General features: G+C 70.7%; 19 protein-coding genes. 5 read left to right on the top strand and 14 right to left on the bottom strand.

All coding sequences use genetic code 11. The annotated features are described in order from the left end of the window. The first annotated feature begins 3 nt into the window (after nucleotides 1-3). The 3 genes from AB0N02_RS20135 to AB0N02_RS20145 all read left to right on the top strand — a co-directional run bounded on the left by AB0N02_RS20135 (nucleotide 4) and on the right by AB0N02_RS20145 (nucleotide 2,963). On the top strand, nucleotides 4-948 hold the full coding sequence (locus tag AB0N02_RS20135) for an ABC transporter permease (protein ID WP_363948498.1): 945 nt from the start codon (nucleotides 4-6) through the stop codon (nucleotides 946-948). Further along, a complete protein-coding gene (locus tag AB0N02_RS20140) occupies nucleotides 945-1,859 on the top strand; it encodes an ABC transporter permease (protein WP_363948501.1) in 915 nt (304 codons plus the stop codon). Before AB0N02_RS20135 ends, AB0N02_RS20140 begins: the two co-directional genes overlap by 4 nt. Before the next feature lie 180 nt (nucleotides 1,860-2,039). Then, on the top strand, nucleotides 2,040-2,963 hold the full coding sequence (locus tag AB0N02_RS20145) for a LysR family transcriptional regulator (protein WP_363948503.1): 924 nt from the start codon (nucleotides 2,040-2,042) through the stop codon (nucleotides 2,961-2,963). Nucleotides 2,964-3,074: 111 nt separating this feature from the next. Here AB0N02_RS20145 and AB0N02_RS20150 read toward each other — a convergent pair whose 3' ends face one another. The 3 genes from AB0N02_RS20150 to AB0N02_RS20160 are packed head-to-tail and all read right to left on the bottom strand — an operon-like array spanning nucleotide 3,075 to nucleotide 5,847. Then, complete coding sequence (locus tag AB0N02_RS20150) at nucleotides 3,075-4,331, bottom strand: FAD-dependent oxidoreductase (protein WP_363948506.1); 1,257 nt, start codon at nucleotides 4,329-4,331, stop codon at nucleotides 3,075-3,077. Further along, nucleotides 4,331-4,657, bottom strand: a complete 327-nt coding sequence (locus AB0N02_RS20155; protein ID WP_363948508.1) for a 2Fe-2S iron-sulfur cluster-binding protein — start codon at nucleotides 4,655-4,657, stop codon at nucleotides 4,331-4,333. The genes AB0N02_RS20150 and AB0N02_RS20155 overlap by 1 nt, the downstream gene beginning before the upstream one ends. Nucleotides 4,658-4,659: 2 nt before the next feature. Further along, entirely contained in the window at nucleotides 4,660-5,847 is a 1,188-nt protein-coding gene (locus tag AB0N02_RS20160; protein WP_363948511.1) for a cytochrome P450, read from the bottom strand. Nucleotides 5,848-6,103: 256 nt separating this feature from the next. Here AB0N02_RS20160 and AB0N02_RS20165 point away from each other — a divergent pair, with 256 nt between their 5' ends. After that, nucleotides 6,104-6,721 carry a hypothetical protein gene (locus AB0N02_RS20165; protein WP_363948514.1) on the top strand — a complete coding sequence of 206 codons (618 nt, stop codon included), beginning with the start codon at nucleotides 6,104-6,106 and terminating at the stop codon, nucleotides 6,719-6,721. A gap of 125 nt (nucleotides 6,722-6,846) precedes the next feature. Here AB0N02_RS20165 and AB0N02_RS20170 read toward each other — a convergent pair whose 3' ends face one another. The 3 genes from AB0N02_RS20170 to AB0N02_RS20180 form a co-directional block, all read right to left on the bottom strand. After that, nucleotides 6,847-7,284, bottom strand: a complete 438-nt coding sequence (locus AB0N02_RS20170) for a hypothetical protein (protein WP_363948517.1) — start codon at nucleotides 7,282-7,284, stop codon at nucleotides 6,847-6,849. Nucleotides 7,285-7,294: 10 nt separating this feature from the next. Beyond that, a complete protein-coding gene (locus AB0N02_RS20175) occupies nucleotides 7,295-8,377 on the bottom strand; it encodes a DUF6745 domain-containing protein (protein ID WP_363948520.1) in 1,083 nt (360 codons plus the stop codon). Between the two features lie 138 nt (nucleotides 8,378-8,515). Further along, nucleotides 8,516-8,944 carry a protein phosphatase gene (locus AB0N02_RS20180; protein ID WP_363948523.1) on the bottom strand — a complete coding sequence of 143 codons (429 nt, stop codon included), beginning with the start codon at nucleotides 8,942-8,944 and terminating at the stop codon, nucleotides 8,516-8,518. Between the two features lie 85 nt (nucleotides 8,945-9,029). On the opposite strand from AB0N02_RS20180, the gene AB0N02_RS20185 reads away from it, so the two are divergent. Further along, nucleotides 9,030-9,683 carry a hypothetical protein gene (locus AB0N02_RS20185; RefSeq protein WP_363948525.1) on the top strand — a complete coding sequence of 218 codons (654 nt, stop codon included), beginning with the start codon at nucleotides 9,030-9,032 and terminating at the stop codon, nucleotides 9,681-9,683. Between the two features lie 97 nt (nucleotides 9,684-9,780). Here AB0N02_RS20185 and AB0N02_RS20190 read toward each other — a convergent pair whose 3' ends face one another. From AB0N02_RS20190 to AB0N02_RS20225, 8 genes are all read right to left on the bottom strand, one after another. Continuing rightward, nucleotides 9,781-10,548 carry a lytic polysaccharide monooxygenase gene (locus tag AB0N02_RS20190; RefSeq protein WP_363948527.1) on the bottom strand — a complete coding sequence of 256 codons (768 nt, stop codon included), beginning with the start codon at nucleotides 10,546-10,548 and terminating at the stop codon, nucleotides 9,781-9,783. Nucleotides 10,549-10,851: 303 nt separating this feature from the next. Further along, complete coding sequence (locus AB0N02_RS20195; protein ID WP_363948530.1) at nucleotides 10,852-12,834, bottom strand: carbamoyltransferase C-terminal domain-containing protein; 1,983 nt, start codon at nucleotides 12,832-12,834, stop codon at nucleotides 10,852-10,854. Nucleotides 12,835-13,477: 643 nt separating this feature from the next. After that, complete coding sequence (locus tag AB0N02_RS20200) at nucleotides 13,478-14,461, bottom strand: alpha/beta hydrolase (RefSeq protein WP_363948533.1); 984 nt, start codon at nucleotides 14,459-14,461, stop codon at nucleotides 13,478-13,480. A 51-nt stretch (nucleotides 14,462-14,512) separates the two neighbouring features. Next, nucleotides 14,513-15,583, bottom strand: a complete 1,071-nt coding sequence (locus tag AB0N02_RS20205) for an aryldialkylphosphatase (protein WP_363948536.1) — start codon at nucleotides 15,581-15,583, stop codon at nucleotides 14,513-14,515. After that, entirely contained in the window at nucleotides 15,580-16,698 is a 1,119-nt protein-coding gene (locus tag AB0N02_RS20210; RefSeq protein WP_363948538.1) for a phosphotriesterase, read from the bottom strand. The genes AB0N02_RS20205 and AB0N02_RS20210 overlap by 4 nt, the downstream gene beginning before the upstream one ends. Before the next feature lie 156 nt (nucleotides 16,699-16,854). Continuing rightward, nucleotides 16,855-17,325: a hypothetical protein gene (locus AB0N02_RS20215; protein ID WP_363948541.1), complete on the bottom strand. Its 471-nt coding sequence runs from the start codon at nucleotides 17,323-17,325 to the stop codon at nucleotides 16,855-16,857. Between the two features lie 38 nt (nucleotides 17,326-17,363). Beyond that, nucleotides 17,364-18,104, bottom strand: a complete 741-nt coding sequence (locus AB0N02_RS20220) for a helix-turn-helix domain-containing protein (protein ID WP_363948544.1) — start codon at nucleotides 18,102-18,104, stop codon at nucleotides 17,364-17,366. A gap of 108 nt (nucleotides 18,105-18,212) precedes the next feature. Continuing rightward, complete coding sequence (locus AB0N02_RS20225) at nucleotides 18,213-19,388, bottom strand: ABC transporter permease (RefSeq protein WP_363948547.1); 1,176 nt, start codon at nucleotides 19,386-19,388, stop codon at nucleotides 18,213-18,215. Nucleotide 19,389 lies beyond the last annotated feature (1 nt).

The following is a 19,389-nucleotide window of genomic DNA, read 5'->3' on the forward strand; positions in this document are numbered from 1 at the left end:
AAAATGCTCAAGATCCTGCTCCGGCGCGCGCGAGACCTGGTCATCGTGCTGTGGGTGGTCGGGACCGTCATGTTCGTCGTGATCCGGCTCGTGCCCGGCGATCCCGCCGTGTCGATCCTGGGTGAGACCGCGAGTCCCGAGCAGCTCGCCGTACTGCGCGACAGCCTCGGCCTGTCCGGGACGTGGTACGAACAGTACGTCGCCTGGCTGGGCCGGGTGCTGTCCGGAGACCTCGGCACCTCGATCACCTTCTCCGCCCCCGTCCTGCCGGTGATCACCGGGCACATCGCCCCCACCCTCACCCTGGCGTTGTTCAGCACGGTGATCAGCTTCACCGTCGCGCTGGCGATCACGCTGTGGGGCACCGTCCGCCCGCGGAGCCTGGCGGCCCGCTCGGTGACCCAGACGACCTCGCTCGGCATGGCGCTCCCGCAGTTCTGGGTCGCGCTCATCGTCATCCTGGTCTTCGCGATGGTCCTGCGGTGGTTCCCCCCGAGCGGATACGCGGACCTGCTCACCGACCCGCTCGCGGCGCTCCCCTATCTCGTCCTGCCCGTCGCCGTGCTGGTCATCAGCGACGCCGCCGTCTACCTCATCTTCCTCCGGGAGAGCGTCGCGAACGAGATGTCGCAGTTGTATCTGCGCACCGCTCGTTCGAAGGGCCTGAGCGAGACCAGGGTGGCCCTCCGGCACGCGCTGCCCAACGCGCTGATGCCGATCCTCACGGTCATGGGCGGCCACTTCGCCACGCTCGTCGGCGGCGTCGTGATCGTGGAGACCGTGTTCGTGATCCCCGGTCTCGGCTCCCTGGCCCTCCAGGCGATCTCGACCAGGGACTATCCCCTGGTGCAGGGCGTGACCCTGTTCGTCACGCTCCTGTTCGTCGTCGTCAACCTCCTCGTCGACCTCTCCTACGCCCTGATCGACCCGAAGGTTCGAGTTTCGTGAGACCACAGATGCACAGGTTCGGGGACTTCGTCCGGCGCAACCGGGCGCTGACCGTGTCGGTCGCCGTCCTGGGGGCGATGGTCGTGGCGGTCGCGCTGCTGCCGCTCGTCCTGCCGTCGACCCGGATGATCGCCCCGTCCAACCGGCTCCTGCCGCCGAGCTGGTCGCACCCGTTCGGCACGGACTCCTACGGGCGCGACGTGCTGAGCCGTCTTGTCACCGGAGGCCGGTACTCGCTGGGTCTCGCCGCGCTCATCACCCTGTGCGCCGGTACGCTCGGCCTGCTGATCGGAATGGTCAGCGGGTTCTTCCGGACGGCGGACGCGGTGCTCATGCGGCTGGTGGACGCCGGCATGGCCTTCCCCGGGATCGTGCTCGCCATGTCGCTCGCCGTCGCGCTCGGACCGAGCATGTCCACCGAGCTGCTGGCGCTGACGATCGTGTTCACCCCCCTGGTCGCCCGCGTCATCCGGAGCCGGGCACTGAGCGTGAGCCGGCGCAACTACATCGACGCGGCGCGCGCCGCCGGAGTGCCCGCCTGGAAGATCCTGCTCAAACACGTCTGCCCCAACGTGCTGCCCCTCGCGGTCGTGCAACTGGTGATCATCTCCGCGATGAGCATGTTGATCGACGGCGCGCTGAGCTTCCTCGGCCTCGGAATCGCGCCGCCGACGCCCACCTGGGGCAACATGATCTCGGATGGACGCGACTACCTGACCGTGGCCCCCTGGCTGGTGATCTTCCCGGGCGTGGCGCTGCTCGTCTGCGTCTTCTTTCTCAACCTTCTCGGCTCCAGCCTGCGCGCCACCGTCGACCCGCGCGTGCGAGCGCTCAACGCGCTCCAGCGCCTGCGGGCCCGGCACCGTACCGCGACGCCCTTCACAAAGGCGCCGCGGATGCGGACGCCGTAGCCAGGCGCCCGTTCCCGGCCCGGGGGGCACGGCCGTGAGGCCGGCCGGGCCGGGAACGGGCGTCTCACGGCGATGCCGGAGCGTACGCCGCCGGAGCGCGAGCCCGGACGAGCCCGGACGAGCGGCCGAAAGGATCGCATACGATGCGGGTTCGAGGGTCGGCCCGTCAATGAGGGATGGATGAACTTCACTCTGCGTCAACTGAGCTACTTCGTGGCCGCGGCCGAAGCGGGCAGCATCTTCCACGCGGCCGACAAGCTGCACGTGTCGCAGTCCGCCCTCTCCGCCGCCCTGACCGAGCTCGAACGCACCCTCAACACCCAGCTGTTCGTCCGCCGCAAGGCGCGCGGGGTGACGCTGACGGCCAGCGGGGTCCGCGCCCTGGAACAGGCCAAACTGGTGCTCCGCGACGCGGCGGAGCTCAGCGTGACGTGTTCGAGCACCGAGCTGGCCGGCCCCATCATGCTCGGCTGCTACGTGCCCCTGGCGTCGATCGTGCTCCCGCGGCTGCTCCAGGGATTCGGCGACCTGCACCCGCGGGTGCGGCTCGACTTCGTCGAGTGCGACCAGGACGTACTGCAGAGCAAGCTGCGCACGGGCGCGCTCGACGCCGGCGTCGCCTACGAGTGGAGCCTCTCGGCCGGACTCGACCGCGTCGTCCTGTACGAGGCGCACCCCTACGTCCTGCTCTCGGAGAACCACCGGCTGGCGTCCGCGCCGACGGTCGACCTCGCCGAACTCGTCGACGAGCCGCTCATCCTCCCGAGCACACCGGTGAGCCAGGAGCACACGCTCTCCGTCTTCCACGACCGGGGGCTCACGGTCACCAGGGGCCACACGACCACCAGCTTCGAGCTGACCCGCGCCCTCGTCGGACGGGGCATGGGATACGCGGTGTCCGTACAGCGTTCGCACAACGACCGCAGCCACGAGGGGCTCCCCGTCGTCGTCAAGGAGCTGTCACCACCGGCCAGGCCGGTGAGGGTGGTCATGGTCTGGCCGTCGCGCGTGCGCCTCGCCCGCCGTGTCCGGGAGCTGATCGAATACGCGACCGCCCTTGAGTGGGGCTCCGGGGGCATACCGCCGGAGCCGCCCGGCCGTTGACGGCGCCTCTCCGACCACTGACGACGTCGCCGACCACTGACGGCGTCGCCGGCCGTTGACGGCATTGCCGGGCGTTGACGACGTCGCCGGGCGTTGACGGCGCCTCCGGCGCTACGCCGGCGTGCCGCTGACGTGGGCGCCGAGGTCGAATCCGGCGACGATCTCCTCGGGCCGCAGGGACAGCCGCCGGGTCAGCGCCCGCCGCGCCGACACGTGGTCCCGCGGCCGGTTCACCGACTCGACGGCCACCAGCCTGTCCTCCCGGAAGGACAGCACCGAGAACGACCCGGTGGCGGGGTCCCCCAGGGGCAGCGCCCTGTCCCCGTCGAAACGCACTCCGGCGATCTGCAGCCGGATCGACCCCTGGTTGCTCCAGAACCACGGGACCTCGTCGTACCGCACGTCGTCACCGAGCATGATCCGCGCCAGGGTCCTCGCCTGGGCGGAGGCGTTCTGCACCGACTCCAGCCGCAGCCTGCGGCCGGAGTAGGGGTCCGGGAAGCTCGCGCAGTCGCCGATCGCCCAGATCCCCGGACCGCCGGTACGGAAGCGGTCGTCGATGCGGATCCCGTTCTCCACCGCGAGACCGGCGCGGCGCGCCAGCTCGTCCGCCGGCGCCGCGCCGACGCCGACGAGCACCAGGTCGGTCTCCAGCGTTTCGCCCTGGTCCGTCCGTACCGCCGTCACGGTGCCGCCGGTGCCGCCGGTGCCGACGATCTCGGTGACCGACCGGCCGCAGCGCAGCTCGACGCCCATCTCGGCGTGGGCCCGGGCGACGTACTCCGACAGCACCGGGCTGGCGATCCGCGCCATCGGCCGGGCCGCGCTCTCGAACACGACGGTCTCCACCCCCCGAAGGCGCGCCGCCGCCGCGACCTCCAGCCCGACGAACCCGGCACCCAGCACCACGACCCGCTCGGCCGCCGCCAGCCGCCGCCGGAGCCGGTCCGCGTCCGCGAGCGTGCGCAGCGACATCACGCCCGAAAGACCGCTCCCCGGAATGTCCAGGGCCCGGTTCCGGGCGCCCGTGGCCAGCACCAGGTGGTCGTATTCCACACGCTCGCCGCCGTCCAGCACCGCGTGACGGCGGCCGGCGTCGATCTCGGCGACGGTCTCTCCCCGGCGGAGTTCGATGCCGTGGTCGGCGTAGAACGACTCGCCGCGCAGCGGGAACCCCACCGCCGGGTCCGGCCCGGCCAGGTACTCCTTGGACAGCGGCGGCCGCTGGTAGGGCAGCGCGGGGTCGTCACCGATGAGGACGATGGCCCCTTCGTGCCCGCCGGAGCGCAGGGAGTCGGCGAGCTGGACACCCGCCGCCCCGGCTCCGACGATGACCACGCGTCCGCCGCGATGTCCGTGAACCGTCATCAGATCTGGGTGTCCGGTACGTCGACCTCGATCTCGTCGAGACCGGCGCCGACGACGATCTGGCAGCTCAGGCGGCTGCGGGCCGCGTCCCGTGGCGCGGCCGTGCACTCCAGCATCTCCTCCTCGTCGTCGCCGACGGCGGGAAGGCGGTCCACGTAGCCGTCGTCGACGTACACGTGGCAGGTCGCGCACATCGTCTGCCCGCCGCACTCCCCGACGATGCCCGGGACACCGGCCTCCACCGCGGCACGCATGACCGACGCCGGGGTGTCGCGCTCCACGACCCGCCTCGTGCCGTCGCCGTACCGATAAACGATCTTCGCCATGCTCACACGTCCCACGCGAGGGGGAGTTCGTAGATGCGGCGGAAGATCCACCCGCCGCTACGCGGCTCGGTGTCCTCGGCCGGCCGCAACCCGGGGAGCCCGGAGATCAGCATCGGCAGCGCGATCCGGCCGATCATCGCCTTGGCGGCGTGCTGGCCGGCGCAGATGTGCGCCCCGTTGGCGAAGGCGAGATGGGGCTTGCGCTCCCTGTTGATGTCGAACTCCTCGCCGTTGTCGAACACCGTCTCGTCACGGTTGGCCGCGGCGATCACGACGCTGAGGTTGGCGTCGGCGGGCAGGCTCACCCCCGCCAGTTCCGTCTCCCGTGTCGCCTTCCGCGGGTACATCCCGATCGGGGACACCCACCGCACCGCCTCGTCGAACGCCAGCGTGGCGATGCCCGGGTCGTTCCTGACCTGGGCGAACTGGTCCGGGTGGCTCAGCAGCCCCCACAGCGCGATCACCAGCACGTCGCGCGGTTCCTTGACCCCGCCGCCGACGGTCATCTTGACGTTCGCCCGGATCGACTCCAGGCTCATCGGCTCGGGGCCGTTGACCAGCGCGGAGATGAGCGAGCCGTCCGGCTCGGCGCGCAGGAGCGGGATCATCTCGTCGAGGGCCTCGTCGATCTCCTCGCCGCTGCGGCGGTACCGCTCCCACACGTCGTCATCGTCGTCGGTGTTGCTGTTGCCGTCCATGATCGCCTGAGACCACCGGTGCACGTCGTGGTGGCCGACGTTGCGAAAACCGAGCATTTCACGGAGGCAGTCGGCGGCGAACGGGCCGGAGAAGGTTTCGACCAGGTCCGCGCCGGGGCCGGCGTCACGCAAATCGGCGAGATACTTCCGCGCGTTCGACTCGAAAACACGACTCCAGTCCCGCGCGATCGCATTGGGCTTGAGCACGCCGCCGAACGCCTTCCGCTCGGCCGCGTGTTCGGGGTCGTCCTTGTGGAGCATGCTGGCGCCCATCGAGTATCGGCGCGTGTGCTCCCGGGTCGCGGTGAAGACCTCCTGGTCGAGGTTCACATCACGGCACGCCTGGAAGCTGGTGAGGAAATAGCTTCGCATCGCCGGCACCCAGGCGATCGGCGCCTCGCGCCTCAACCGCGCGTATATCGGATAGGGGTCGGCGTCGAGTTGGTCCAGCGTGAACCAGTCTGCGACCGGGGCCGTCGCGGTGTTCGGCACGTTAGCACTCCCTGTTCGGTCCGCCCTGTGCCGACGATTCTGACAGCCGGACATCCCCTCATAAACCGCATATATCAGGACATGTTTCCCTACCGAAACGATAAACGGCCACGCCCCAGCGAGCCGACGGCGCGGCCCCTGCCGGAGGCGGGCGGAGGAGGAGGCCGTCGCAGAGGGGGAAGCCGTCGCGGCGGCGGCAGTGAGATGCAACCAAAAGTGCAGAGATCGACAAATGGGGACCGGTAGCTTTCCCGGCATGACAAAGCGATCTTCTGTTTTCGCCGTCCTGACCGCCGCCGCCGTACTCGCCGCCCCGGCGGCGGCCTCGGCCGCGCCGACGGCTCCGACGGCCGGGGGTTCCTCGGGCTCGTCGGCGTCGAAGACCGGCGTCTTCTCCTTCCGGGGCATGAACCTGCGGATCCCCGCGGGCTGGAAGGCGTACCGTGACGGGGACCGCGTCACGGTGGTGACCGGAAAGTGCCAGAGGCCGGAGCCCTTCGCCTCGAACTGCCAGAGCTTCTGGGTGTTCGGCCCCAAGGCGTACATCAAGGTCCCGGTCGGGGGCGGCCTCCTCACCTATACGGGTGAGCAGCAGTTCCATCCCTTCAGCGGGGTGATCCCCTGCCCCTTCAACGCCAAGACCAGCTGGTTCCCGGGCGAGAAGGCCACCTCGACGGGCCTGCGCCCGGTCGGACGCGGGCACAAGGCGCGGTACGCCGCCTGGCCCAACCAGTGCGTGACGAACAACGGCAACCGGCGAACGATGAGCTTCACCCAGCGGGAGTGGCTCCTGCCCAGCTCGAAGATCCTGGTGGTGGACGTCTGGAACACCCCGGGGCTGCCGGACGTGCTCAAGCGCGCGACCTGGAGCTGACCTCGGGCCGTGTGCCGGACGAAGGCGTCCGGCACACCCGGACCGCCCGGCACGCGGGCCTCGCCGGGTTACGGCGAAGCCCGCCGGGCACGCCGGGATCGGCCCGTTCAGACCGTTCAGTCAGCTCAGTCAGCGACAAGGCGTGCCCTGTGTCCTTCGTGCTCGCGCTGCCGCCGGACGACGTAGGTGCCCGGCGCGCAGCCGGTGGCCCCGTGCTCGGGATGCAGCAGGTAGGCGGCGGCCGAGGTCTCGAAGACGCCGATCGCCAGCCAGAGGGGGTCCGTCACGTCGGTCGTCCACCGGCAGGTGCCCGGGTCGGCGACGAGCGTGTGCGGGTTGCCCCCGGCCGCGCCCCGAAGCAGTTCGACCCCTTCCGGGGGAACGTCCGTCCAGACGCTGTGGGACCAGGTCCGCACGGACGGCGCGACGACGGAGAGCGGGATGACGATGAGGTCGCCCTGGGCGTGGAGCCCGTCGACGACGGGGATGCTCACCGACTGCTCAAGATGGTCGAGCACGGCGAGTCCGGTCTGCCTGGAGAGCGAAGCGAGAGTCACAGTCATGGAGGTCACCTCAGGTTCGGCGGACAAGGAGGGAGTACTGCTCGGCGGACAACCCGTAGGTCCAGCCGGCGGCGGCGATCGGATCGTCGAAGAAGCCCGGCACGGTCAGCCCGTACCACCGGCGGCGCCCGTCGCGTTCCACGGACCCGTTGACGGCCAGGAGCACCCTCGTCTCCTTCCGCATGTCGAAGAGCCGCAGTTCCGCACCGGGGTTGCCGGGGTCCGGCGCGGAGGCGACCGGCCGCAACCGGGCCCGGTCGATGTAGGCCGCCCAGCCGATGTGCTCGATCGCGCACCGCCTGACCTCGACGTTGGTCTCCCCGGCGATCCGCTGGACGCTCGGATCCGTGATCACCCAGGAGGGGACCCGCGTCCCGTGCCAGGCGTGCACGTCCCACCCGTCCGCGTAACGCATCGCGGGGCCGTCCGGTCGGTGCAGCCACACCTCGCCGTCGTCGCCGCACACCTCGGTGTGCACGGCGACGTGCCGCTCGGAGACGACGCAGACGTCCTCGCGCGGCCACCACCAGCCGCACGACCGGGCCACCGCCGCCCACAGGTCGAGCCGCCGGAGCCGCTCGGGGGCGAAGACCACGCCGGCCGCCCTGCGGAGGGCGTCGTAGTGGGCGATCCAGGAGACGCACTGCGTGCCGTACCAGCCGGTCTCCATACGGTGGCGCGAGTCGTGCGCCGCCCGGAGCGCCATGGCGAGCGAACCGTCGACGGATCGTGAGAGCGAGCCGCGGACCTCATGGCGGATCAGCTGGTCCATCGGCTGGTGAACCCACCTGACCTGGGTGTCCAGGTCGCGGCAGAGCTCTCTCATCAGCGCGGAGAACCGGGGCGGCAGCGACCATTCGACCAGGCGGTCGACGGTCTCCGCGGGGCGCGGGTGCGCGCCCGGCGGTACGGTCTCCAGGGCCGCGAGCGGTGACGCGACCCAGTGGAAACGTGGTGGTCCGAGCCCGATCAGGTGGTACAGCCCGGAGATGGCGGCCTCTGCGGCCGGACGGTCGGCGGGCAGCGTCGACAGCGCCAGGCCCAGCCATTCCTCGCGGATTTCTGCGGCTTCCCGCCGCACAAGAGCGCTCACCGAATGAAGGTGGCGTCGTCCTTTCCAAGGATCATGTCAGGAATGGTGACAGATCGCCCCGGCACGTGTCCACCGCCGATCCGCGGCCGGTTCGGAACCTGCCGCGGGGACGCGTCCGGCGTCCCGCGGTGGGGCGGACTACCGGAAGCGGGCCACGAAGCGGCGCTGCCAGGGGGTCTCCACGGCGTGTGAGGCATAGTGCTCGCGGACGTAGGCGACCGCCCGCCGGCCGGGCACCCCGTCCAGTACGGCGAGGCAGGCCAGCGCCGTACCGGTCCGCCCGCGTCCGCCGCCGCAGGCGATCTCGACGCGTTCGCTCCCGGCACGTTCCCACGCCTCGCGCAGCGCGTCCCCGGCGGCGGCGCGGTCGGACGGCAGCCAGAAGTCCGGCCAGCGGAGCCAGCGGGCCTCCCAGGGAACAGGGGGTGGTTCGTGACCCAGCAGGTACAGCGCGAAGTCGGGCTCCGGTCCCGCCGGAAGGGGGTGTCGCAGCCCTCGGCCGCGGACGAGCCGGCCCGAGGGCAGTCGCAGCACGCCCGCCGTCGCGGGTTCCCACAGAGCCGTCACGGAGCGAGCGTAACCCTCCCGTCTCCGCTCGTTCCACCGTCCGGCCACAAGTGATCGACAAGCGGCGCTCGGTAGCTTCCGGGGCATGAGAAAGCGATCTTTCGCCCTGGCCGTCCTGTCCGCCGCCGCCGTACTGGCCGCCCCCGCCGCCGCCTCGGCCGCGCCCGGGACCGCGACCGCAGCCGGGACCGGGACCGCAGCCCGGACCGGGAGCGGGACGCCGGCGGCCGGGATCTCGTCGGACTCGGCGGCCACGTCCGCCACGGGCACCAAGATCTTCTCCTTCCGGGGCATGAACCTGAGGATCCCGTCCACCTGGAAGGTACGCCGCTACGGGGACACGGCCCTGGTGACGACCGGTGCGTGCACCGATCCCGAGTACTTCTACGCCGCCTGCCGGGGATTCCGGGTGATCGGTCCCAAGTCGCTGGCCGAGTGGGGCTACACCGGGAAGAACAGCTACGTGCCCACCCTCAGCCAGCCGTCATGCCCGTTCGGCGGCCCCGGCCTCGCGGTGCTCGGGAACAAAGCGGCCTCGCGGGAGGTGCGGCAGGTCGGGCGCGGTCACCAGGCGCGGTACGCCGCCTGGCCCGGCTACTGCGAGGCGCAGGGCAGCTCGGGACGGAAGGTGACCTTCACGCAGCGGGAGTGGTTCCTGCCCACCTCGAAGATCCTGGTGGTGGACCTGCGGGACCACAGGGAACTGTCCGGCCTGCTCGCGCGCGCCACCTGGAGCTGACCACGCGGCATGGTCCGGGCCCGGCCCCGGACAGGAAACCGGCGCCCCTCCGGAAGAGGAGCGCCGGTGTCGTTCACTGTCGCCGTGTGTTACCGGCTCACAGCCGCTTCCAGAGCGCCGGAACGTTCGGCGGCTCCCAGCCGGGCAGCGCGGTGTGCTGCTGGAGGCACTGGTAGGTGGCACCGCTGTAGGTCACCTGAGCACCCGCCGTGTAGACGGTGCCGGCGGTCCAGGGGGTGGCCGGTCCCTGGGTGGTGGTGACGGTCGGGGTCGGGGTGGGGGTCTGCGTGACGGTCGGGGTGGGGGTCGGGGTCTGCGTGACGGTCGGGGTGGGGGTGGGCGTCGGGTCGGGGCCGTTGCCGACCTTCACGTCGACGCAGTTGTAGAAGGCCATCGCCGTGTCGGCGACGTTCCAGATGGCGAGGATCTTGAGACGGCCGGTACGGCCGCCCAGGTCGACCACGTGGGAGACCGTTGAGCCCGGCACCCTGCCCTTGTCGTCGAACACCGCGATGCGGGTGCCGCCGACGAAGTACTCCCACGTGCTGGTGGCGTGCCGGGCCTCGATGCGCCAGTTGAAGGTGATCGAGTTACCGACGTTGGTGACCGGCCACGCCTTGCTGTCGTCGTCGAGCGGGGACCAGCGGGCGTCACCGCCGCTGCAGTTGCGCTGTCCCTTGGGGCCCTCGACGCTGGCCGGCTCCCAGATGATCTGGCCGCAGTTGGCGACCTTCCCCTGGGCGCAGAGGGCCTGCCTGCTGGGAGGGGAGGTGATGTAGCCGTGCGCCAGGGCAGGCGAGGCGACGAACACCACGGACGCGACCGCGATGACCGCGGTCGATAAGACTGTGATCAATCTGCGCATGTCGTGCTTCCTTCGCTGGGGGGTAAGACCCAAATATAAAGGAAACTTTACTAACAGTAAATATCCCGCTAACTGGATCACACTCGGCCTGTCACGGAAGGAGCGGGACGGTCGCGGAAGGAGCGGCGCCCTGCCGGTGAACCCCGGCCGGTGAACCCCGGCCGGGCGTACGGCCGGACATCCGGCGACCGTCAGGCGATCACCGGTGTCACGGCGCCTCCCCGCCCACGTTCAGGGACGTCTGCGCGCCCCCGTCCGGGGACGCCTCCACGTCCGCGTTCGGGGGCGTCCTCACGTCCGCGTTCAGGACGGGCGCGGCCTGAACTCCAGGAGCCCGATGCGCTGCAGCCGTACGACGTCGCCCGTCTCGAAACCGAGCCCGGCGACGCTGAGCTCGCCGTCCACCGCCTCAAGGATGCGCTGCGCCCGCTTGTCCAGCCGGTGCACGACGGACCCCCACCGGGTCGGGACGCTGACCGCGCAGTCGTACTGCATGCTCACGTCCAGCGGCATGAACTCCGCCCCGGGCATCTCGATGAAGGCCAGGCCGTCCACGTGCCGGGGCACGAGCCGCGGCACATCGGTTTCGAGCGGTTCGATGACCGACTCCTCGAAGTAGACGGCGTCGAGAGGAGCCGTCACGGCGAGCTGCATGGCCTCGAACGGGCGCTCGACGATGGGCTCGCCCCGGCCGTTCATCGAGGTGTTGAGAAGCATCGGCACCCCGGTGAGGCGGTGGAACTCCTCGATCACCCGGTAGAAGTCGGGGTTGTTGTCCTTCGAGACCGTCTGAACCCGCGCGGTGCCGTCCGTGTGGACGACCGCCGGGATCAGGTCCGCCTTGCCGGGCAGCACCGCGGCCACGCGCAGCATGAACGGCGAGGCGTCCGGCGCGTCCTCGATGTCGAACCACTCCGAGGCGTACTCCTCCAGCACGGCCGGGGCGAAGGGACGGAACTCCTCGCGGCGCTTGAGCCTGGTGTTGAGCAGGAGCTTGTTCTCGGCGCGCCGCGGGTCGGCGATGATGCTCCGGTGCCCGAGCGCGCGGGGACCGAATTCGGCGCCGCCGCGGAACCATCCCACGACCTGACCGTCGGCGACGCGCGCGGCCGCCGCCTCCTCGGGCGCGTGCTCCTCCCGCCACCGGACGACGGGGTTCGACTCGGCCTGGGCGCGGACGGCGTCGTTGGAGTACGGGGCGCCGTGGAAGTCGTGGGTGACGCGGCCCGCAGGGTGGCCGCCGCCCAGCCGCCACAGTCCCGCGTAGGCGGCGCCGATTGCGGTCCCGCTGTCCTCGGCGGCCGGGATCACGTAGAAGTTCTCCGGCCCCAGGCGCTTGGCGAGGATGTCGTTGACGATGCCGTTGAGCGCCACACCGCCGACGAAGCACAGGCGCGTGCACCCGGTGAGGGCGAGCGCCCTCTCTGCCAGGGCGATGACGGCGTGCTCCAGCGCCCTCTGCACCGACGACGCGAGCGCGGTGTAGGCGTCGCCGCCCTCCGGCCAGCGGACGTCGTCGGTGAAGTGCTCGGGAACGGTGTCCCTGAAGGTGACGAGGCCGGACTCCTCGACCTCCAGGAAGGCCGACACGGGGAAGCTGGGCTCGTTCAGCCCGGCGAGGCTCATGGTCTTGCCCGGTCCTTCGAGCCCGTGCTCGAAGAGCTGCCAGGACACGGCCGAGTACATCCCGCCCAGCGTGCGGAAGCGCGGCATGCCGGTGTGGGGCTGGTCCCAGCGGTACCGTTCGCCGTCCGGTTCCACGTACAGGTCGACGGCGAGCTGCTTCTCCACCGGGACCATGCCGGTCCCGTTCGCGCGGTAGATCGAGATCGACTCCCAGCCCTCCTCGGCGCCGACGCAGGCCGCGCGCTCCTCCTCGGACAGGTCGGCCCAGGGCGAGCCCAGCCCGTCGATCACGAGGATGGCCGCCTCGTCGTAGCCCGACGTGCAGAAGGCGCTCACCGCGTGCCCGTAGTGATGGGAGACCGGGTAGGCCCGGCCGTTCTCGACGGCCGGCCGCAGCTGGGGGTTGAGTTCGAGCCTGTTCGCACGGCTGTCCTGCGGCTCCTGCGTGCAGACCACGACCGCGTCGACGTCGTCGATGGTCACTCCGGCGCTGTCGAGGCAGTAGCTCACCGAGAGCGAGGGGTCCGCGGGCTGGAGGTAGATCCGCTTCTGCCGGGCGAGCCGTTCCTCCTGCATGGCGACAAGTATTTCGGAACCACGGAGAAGACAGGCTCCTCCGTTGTGCGATGCCGCGATTCCCAGAATCAACGGTTCAGTCATGGGGGCTCCTTTGCCACGTGCGGGCCACTGCCTCATGGCCCGAGGCGATCATTGATCTTCGGTTCGCGGAGTCACGGCGGCGTGCGGACCGGACCGGTCCCTGCCGGGCGGCGGGCGATCGGCCACGGCCGTACCGGATCCTCCTCAACCCGCGTCGGTCACACGCGTCAACCGGTCCGGGCCCGTTACCGCGGGGTTGGCGGCATGCCGCGGCCGAACGGCGGCAGGAGACCCTCTACCGGGTTGAGAGTGGAAACACACGAAGGCGGCTGAAGATCCACAGCCAGTCGGTGGTGCCGGCGACGAACCGCCGCGTCAGGTCATCGGTGTGCCGCGTGCCGGTTGGGGGTGTCCCAGATGAGCACGATCGGCGTTCCGAGCCGCGGATGCACCATGATGATCATATCGTGGTGATCGCGCCGGGTGAAGCCCGCCGCCGCGCTCTCGCGCCCCCGGCGACGACCGCACCGGCGGTACGAAACCGCTGGTAGACGAGCCGGAGACGGCCATGCCTGACCGGGCCGCGGCGACGCCCGGCCCGTTGGACGGCGGTCGGCCCGCCGCCCCGCCACTGCCGCACGATCGGGGCAAGCCGCTGGATTCCAGCGCTCATCCTCGGTCGGCGAACGTCACGAACAGAGGATCAGCCGAGATCGAACACGCGGCGGAGCCACGACAGGCGTGCCGCGAGGGCGGCCCGCGTCATCTCGTGCTCGGGAGCGAAGACGTCGAAGCCGTGGAAGCCCCCGCTCCAGATGTGCAGCTCCGCCTGTCCTCCCGCGGCCCAGATGCGGGATGCGTACTCCACGTCCTCGTCGCGGAACAGTTCGGCGCTGCCCGCCTCGACGAACGCCGGCGGCAGGCCGGACAGGTCGGTCGCCCGCGCGGGCGCGGCGTAGATCGACACGTCGGCCGCGGGGTCGCCCGCCTTCTCGCCGAGCAGTGCCCGCCACGCGAGCAGGTTCATCCCGCGCTGCCAGGTGCCGATGCCGTCGTACTGGTGGCTCGCCGGGGTCGTGTTGCCGTCGTCGAGCATCGGGCACAGCAGCAGCTGCCCGGCCAGGTGCGGTCCCTCGCGGTCGCGCGCCAGCAGGGCGACCCCGGCCGAGAGGCCGCCTCCGGCGCTGCCGCCCATGACGACGATGCGCCGGGGGTCGACACCGAGTTCGGCGGCGTTCTCCGACATCCACCTCAGACCGGCGTAGCAGTCCTCGACGGGGGCCGGGTCGGGGTTCTCGGGGGCGAGGCGGTACTCGACGTTGACCGCGACGACGCCGAGTTCCTCGACGAGGTCGGCGAGGCGCGGGGTGTCCTGGTAGCGGTGACCACTGATCATGCCGCCGCCGTGGATGTTGTAGAGCCCCGGGACCGGGGCGTCCAGGTGGCGCGGCCGCAGCACGGTGATCTCGAGATCCGGGGCACCGTCGGGCCCGGGGATCGTACGCTCCTCGACGTCGATCTCACGCGTACCGATGACCTCGGCGATCGACAACGTGGGCATGCCCCCGCCGGTCGCGCGCATCATCGAAACGGCCTCGGCGGCCGACGGCTCGGGCCCCTCCGACCGAGGCATGCTCTCGAGGATCGCCTTCAGAGCCGGGTCGAAGGGGACTGGGGCGACGGTCATGGTTCTGCCCTCGTTGAATGGTCGGATTACTGTGGACGGGTGATCCAGGCCCTAGCGCGGTTCCACGAAGGTGAGCGCTCGCGCCGGATTCTCGACCATGATCATGTGGATGGCCTCCTCGCTCACGCCGAGGCGGCGCAGAGCGGGCAGGAAGTATCTCGGGATGTAGTCGTATCCCTTGCCGCCGTACCTCTTGAGCTGGATCTTCTGGCACACGTCGTGGCCGAGCACGATCTGGCTCGCGTAGCCCCGCTCGACCAGGTCCGCGATGCCCCGGATGACCTTGTGATCGCTCCCGAGGACAAGGTGCCCCCACGGGCTCCCGGGCGAGGCCATGAAGTCGAACTCCACGAAGACACCGCGCGCGAAGAGACGGTCGGCGAAGGACGGCCCCGACAGGACGTCCATGCCGTGTCCCATGACGACGTTCGCCGGGACGACGCCCTCCTCCTCGAGGATGTCGAGGACCTGGAACTTCTCCTCACCGACGCCGCCGAAATGGAACGTGATGGGAGCGCCCGTGATCCTGCTCGCGCGCCCGCTCGCCCGTACGCTCTTGAGCTCGTTGCCGGTCAGCGGCACCGACTCCGCGCCCACCTCGCCGATGATGCCCGAGCGGACGCCGGTGTCGTCGGCCCCGAGCACGATGTCGCGCACGATGATGTCGGTGAGCTCGTCGACGCGGCGCTCGTCCATGTCGGCCGGGTGGAAGGTCGGGGTGTACCAGCCGCCGCCCATGACGACGTTGAGCCCGCTCGCGCGGGAGAGCCGCAGGAGCGCCTCGGGGTCCCTGCCCACGCCGATGGGAGAGACCTCGACGATCGTGCTTCCCCCGTTGTGGGCGAAGGCGAGCACCTCCGAGAGCATCTCGTCGAAGTCGCCCATCACGTCGTTGTCGGCGTTCGGGCCCCCGTGGCGCGTGCGCGCGAGGTTGGCGAGCGTGAGCGGCTCGGCGGCCTCGGGGGAGTCCTCGCCCGGACGGCGGAACCGCGACGGCCGCCTCAGGTCGACGAAGACGTGCTCGTGCATGAGCGTCTCCCCGAGCGTCGCCGGGTCCACGGGACCCGTGACGGTGAGCGCCTTACCGGCGATGTTCGGGATCTCGAAGGGATAGCGGCTCACGAATCTGCCTTCGGGGTCGGGATGGTGAGGAGTCGCCTCGGGTTCCGCACGGTGACGGACTCGACGAGGGCGTCGTCGGCTCCGAACATCCTCAGGTACGGGACGAACTGCTGAAGCATGAAGCCGTAGCCGCCACCGCCGTAGGCCAGCAGCTGCAGCTTGGCGGAGACGTCCTGCGACAGGAGGATCCGATCGGCGTGGCCCCGGCGCGCGAGCTCGACCACGGCCGTGGCGACGTCCTGGTCGTCGGACACGTTGAGCACCGAGGGCAGCCGGCCGATCTGGTCGAACTGCACGAACACCCCGCGTTCGAGGAGCGGTTCGAGCTCGTCGGGACGCGGGGAGAGCGCGTCGCAGTGCCCGACGGCGACGCGCGTGAGGTCGGCGCCCTCCGCGGCGAGCAGGTCGAGGACGCGCTGCTGGGTGACGGGGTCGCCGGACCGGTCGAGCGAGATCGGGGCGCCCGTGGCCGCCGAGGCCCGTGCCGCCGCGACGAGGACGGCGCGCTCGGCGGGCTCCTCCGGATCGAGTGCCGCGAGCTCGCCGATGATGCCCGCGCGCACCCCGTCCACGCCCTCGGTGAGGTCCCGGACGATCTCCTCTGTGAGGCTCTCGACATCGCGGCCGGCGAGCCCTTCGACCCACGCCGGGTGGTACCAGCCCGAGCCCATGACGACGGCGAGGCCGGTCGCCTCGGAGATCCGGCGCAGGCCGGCCGGATCACGGCCGAGACCGACGCTCGTGACGTCCACCAGCGTGCCGCCTCCGGCGAGCTTGAACGCGGCGGCCTCGCTCGTGGCGAGTTCCTCGTCACCGAGCAGCCAGTTGTCCCTGCTGGGCGCTCCCAGGCTGATCTCGCCGAGCAGCTCCATCGTGAGCGGTGCGCGGTAGATCTGGATCCGGCTCGCGGCCGTGGGCCGTGTGCGCCCCACCGCCGCCCAGGACTCGGCCGTGTCGTCGGGCGTGGCGAAGTCGCTCAGAAGATGTTCGTGGGGAAGTACCGTGCCAAGCGAGTTCGCTTCGACCTCACCGGTGACGGTGACGACCGTTTCCCTCGACGTGTGCGTGGCCATCGGTGCGTGTACCGTCCCTGCGGTCGAGTCGGTGGTGAACACGCGGCCAATATAACATAGAAGATCATATAGGATCTATAGGGACAGCCTCCGTGTTCGCGGAACTTGATCGGCACGCCGCCCTCCCCCGCCCCGGAGACCGTACGGGATCATCGTGGGCGGGCGCCGTCGCCGCGTCGGCCACGTGGAGATCCCGGCTCAGCTCACCCCGCCCACGACGGCTTTGCCCTCTCGTGCCGCCGCCGCGTAGAACGGTCCGAGGTCCTCGAACCCCTCGTAGGCCTCCTCCGCCGCACCTCGCCGGGCGGTGGCGAACCCCCACCCCTCCCCCATCAGACCTCGCGCGACCTCCGCCACCCGGCCGGGATCAAGGATGAACACCGGGCCGTAGCCGAGCTCGTATTCCTCCACGTCGTTCTCGCCGTCCTCACCGGTCGCCGCCGCGAGCCAGGGATAACACCCTCCCCACCGCGTGGTCCCGTGCTCGGCCTCGGCCCTGCCCTCCGCGACGGCGGCGAGGGTCCGGTAGTCGTCCTCGAACACGTCGATCCCGTGACGGAATCCGGCGGGCGCCCGCCCGTCGTCGGAGAAGAGCGTGCCGATCAGATCGGGGGCCGCCCGTACGGACTCCAGCAGCTCGGCATCGATCTTCGCCAGGTTCAACCACATCGACACGATCGTGATCAGTCGATCCGGCGGGCCATGACTCAGGACTCCACCGGGACGGCCCGGTCCCACACGGCTTCGAAGCAGGTGGCGTAGGTGGCCACCATGGTGCCGCCGGGCACTTCGCGCAGCCGCATGACCGGGGCGTTGGACGCGAAGGAGCCGTAGACGTGGGCGTTGACCATGAGCTGGTCGTCGGCACGGTAGATGGAGTTGTACAGCACCGTGTCGTGGAAGCGGACCTCCACGTTCTCGTGCCGACGCAGCGACCGGTAGAACACGAGCGCGGTCCTGACCTGGGCGGCCAGGTCGTCGCCGATGCCCTCGTCGATGCCGCGCTGGGCGAGCTGCGCGCAGTCGGGGTCGCCCAGCAGAATGCGTATCCTGACCCCCGCGTCGGCCCTGTCGGCGAAGACGCGCACGATGCCGGTGTCCTGGGCGAGGAAGATGCCGCTGTAGACCAGTATGTCGATTCTTTCGCGGGCGGCGGCGAACAGGCGTCCCCAGGCGTCCTTGGGGACGGCCCAGCGGTGCGGGTAGACGGCGACGATCTCGGTTTCGGAGACGGCCGCGGTCTGGGCGGGGGTCATCGCCTCCGGCCACAGGTAGGACTCCTCGACACCCAGCAGCCTGGCCACGGCGAAGCGGTGCTTGCGGTAGGGCATCCGGTCCCGGGTGATCCACCGTTCCACCGTCTTGGCGTCGACCTCGACGGCCTCGGCCAGCTCCGCGAGGGTGGTTCCCCGTTCGAGCAACGCCGTGCGCAACCGCTCGTTCGCCATCGCACCTACCGGAAAGCCGGGGGACGTCCAGGGACGTGGCAATCGTAGACCGGACGTCCGCCACATGTCCCGTCTTGTAGTGATCGCGTCAACGGTCATGCGCCATGTCTACCGGAGCGCGTTGACCGGTTCCATGCGGGCGGCGCGCAGGGCCGGATACAGGCCCGCGAGCAGCCCGACGACGGCACCGGCGGCGGGTGCCATGACGGCCAGCCGTACGTCCAGGACCGGAGTCCACTGCCGGGCGGCGCAGACCGCGACGATCACGACGATTCCCGCGGAAGCGCCGATGACGCCGCCGGTCAGCCCGGTGAGCGTGGACTCCAGCAGGAACTGCGCGGCGACGTGGCGGCGGGCGGCGCCCAGGGCGCGGCGCAGGCCGATCTCGGCGACACGCTCCATCACGGTCACCAGGGTGACGTTGGCGATGCCGACCGCGCCGACGACCAGGGAGACCAGCCCGAGGATCAGGAAGAGGCCGTTGACGTCGCCCTCGACCGCGTCGCGTGCCCTGGTGGGACTGGGCGGCGACATGACCTGGAGGAGGCCCTCGTTGCCGGGGCTGAGTGCGACCGGCGCCTGCTTGGCGATCAGTTCGGCGGCGCCGAGGCCGGTGTTGACCAGGACCCGGGTCACGGTGCTCAGGCCGTAGCGCCTGCCGACGGCCGGTGGCAGTATGACGGCGCTCGCGAGGCTCTTCTCGCGTTTCAGGTCGTCGAGCACGCCGATGACCGTGTACGCCTGGGTGCCGATGAAGACGGCCGGGGCCCGGTCCAGCCGGGTGATGCCCAGCATCTTGGCCGCGTGCCGGCCCAGCACGACGACCTTGTCCCCGCGGGCGATGTGCCCGGCGTCGAAGTAGCGGCCCTCGACCATCCTGCCCTTGACCGCGGCGGGCAGGCCGAGGCCGCCGGCTACCACCGTGAGAGTCTGGTCGGTGACCCGGGTGGGGTCCACGATGTCGTTGGAGCGGACGCTGAGGTTGGCGCTCCGTTCCGACTCGGCGAGGGCCGCGGCGGAGACCACCCCGCGCAGCCGGGTCACCCGGCCGACGTCGTCCCAGTCGACCAGCGGAAACGGGTTCTCCGGGACTTCGACCGTGACGGAGGTCGCGGTCAGCTCGTCGAAACGGCCGACGATCTGGTTGCCCGCCGTCGCGGCGACGCCCAGGGTGACCACGAGGGTGGTGATGCCCAGCACGGTGCCCAGCGTGGTCAGCGCCGAGCGCACCGGGCGGGCCAGCAGGCCCGCCATGGCCTCGTTCAGCAGGTCGCGCGGGTGCACG

It is taken from the genome of Streptosporangium sp. NPDC051022 (assembly GCF_040683035.1).
Classification (GTDB): domain Bacteria; phylum Actinomycetota; class Actinomycetes; order Streptosporangiales; family Streptosporangiaceae; genus Streptosporangium.

Excerpts from the sequence above, each read along its gene's own strand:
- AB0N02_RS20190 (WP_363948527.1), bottom strand. The coding sequence starts at position 10,548 with ATGCGCAGATTGATCACAGTCTTATCGACCGCGGTCATCGCGGTCGCG.
- AB0N02_RS20195 (WP_363948530.1), bottom strand. The coding sequence starts at position 12,834 with ATGACTGAACCGTTGATTCTGGGAATCGCGGCATCGCACAACGGAGGA.
- AB0N02_RS20170 (WP_363948517.1), bottom strand. The coding sequence starts at position 7,284 with ATGACTGTGACTCTCGCTTCGCTCTCCAGGCAGACCGGACTCGCCGTG.
- AB0N02_RS20220 (WP_363948544.1), bottom strand. The coding sequence starts at position 18,104 with ATGGCGAACGAGCGGTTGCGCACGGCGTTGCTCGAACGGGGAACCACC.
- AB0N02_RS20200 (WP_363948533.1), bottom strand. The coding sequence starts at position 14,461 with ATGACCGTCGCCCCAGTCCCCTTCGACCCGGCTCTGAAGGCGATCCTC.
- AB0N02_RS20185 (WP_363948525.1), top strand. The coding sequence starts at position 9,030 with ATGAGAAAGCGATCTTTCGCCCTGGCCGTCCTGTCCGCCGCCGCCGTA.
- AB0N02_RS20155 (WP_363948508.1), bottom strand. The coding sequence starts at position 4,657 with ATGGCGAAGATCGTTTATCGGTACGGCGACGGCACGAGGCGGGTCGTG.
- AB0N02_RS20165 (WP_363948514.1), top strand. The coding sequence starts at position 6,104 with ATGACAAAGCGATCTTCTGTTTTCGCCGTCCTGACCGCCGCCGCCGTA.
- AB0N02_RS20145 (WP_363948503.1), top strand. The coding sequence starts at position 2,040 with ATGAACTTCACTCTGCGTCAACTGAGCTACTTCGTGGCCGCGGCCGAA.
- AB0N02_RS20215 (WP_363948541.1), bottom strand. The coding sequence starts at position 17,325 with ATGTGGTTGAACCTGGCGAAGATCGATGCCGAGCTGCTGGAGTCCGTA.
- AB0N02_RS20150 (WP_363948506.1), bottom strand. The coding sequence starts at position 4,331 with ATGACGGTTCACGGACATCGCGGCGGACGCGTGGTCATCGTCGGAGCC.
- AB0N02_RS20135 (WP_363948498.1), top strand. The coding sequence starts at position 4 with ATGCTCAAGATCCTGCTCCGGCGCGCGCGAGACCTGGTCATCGTGCTG.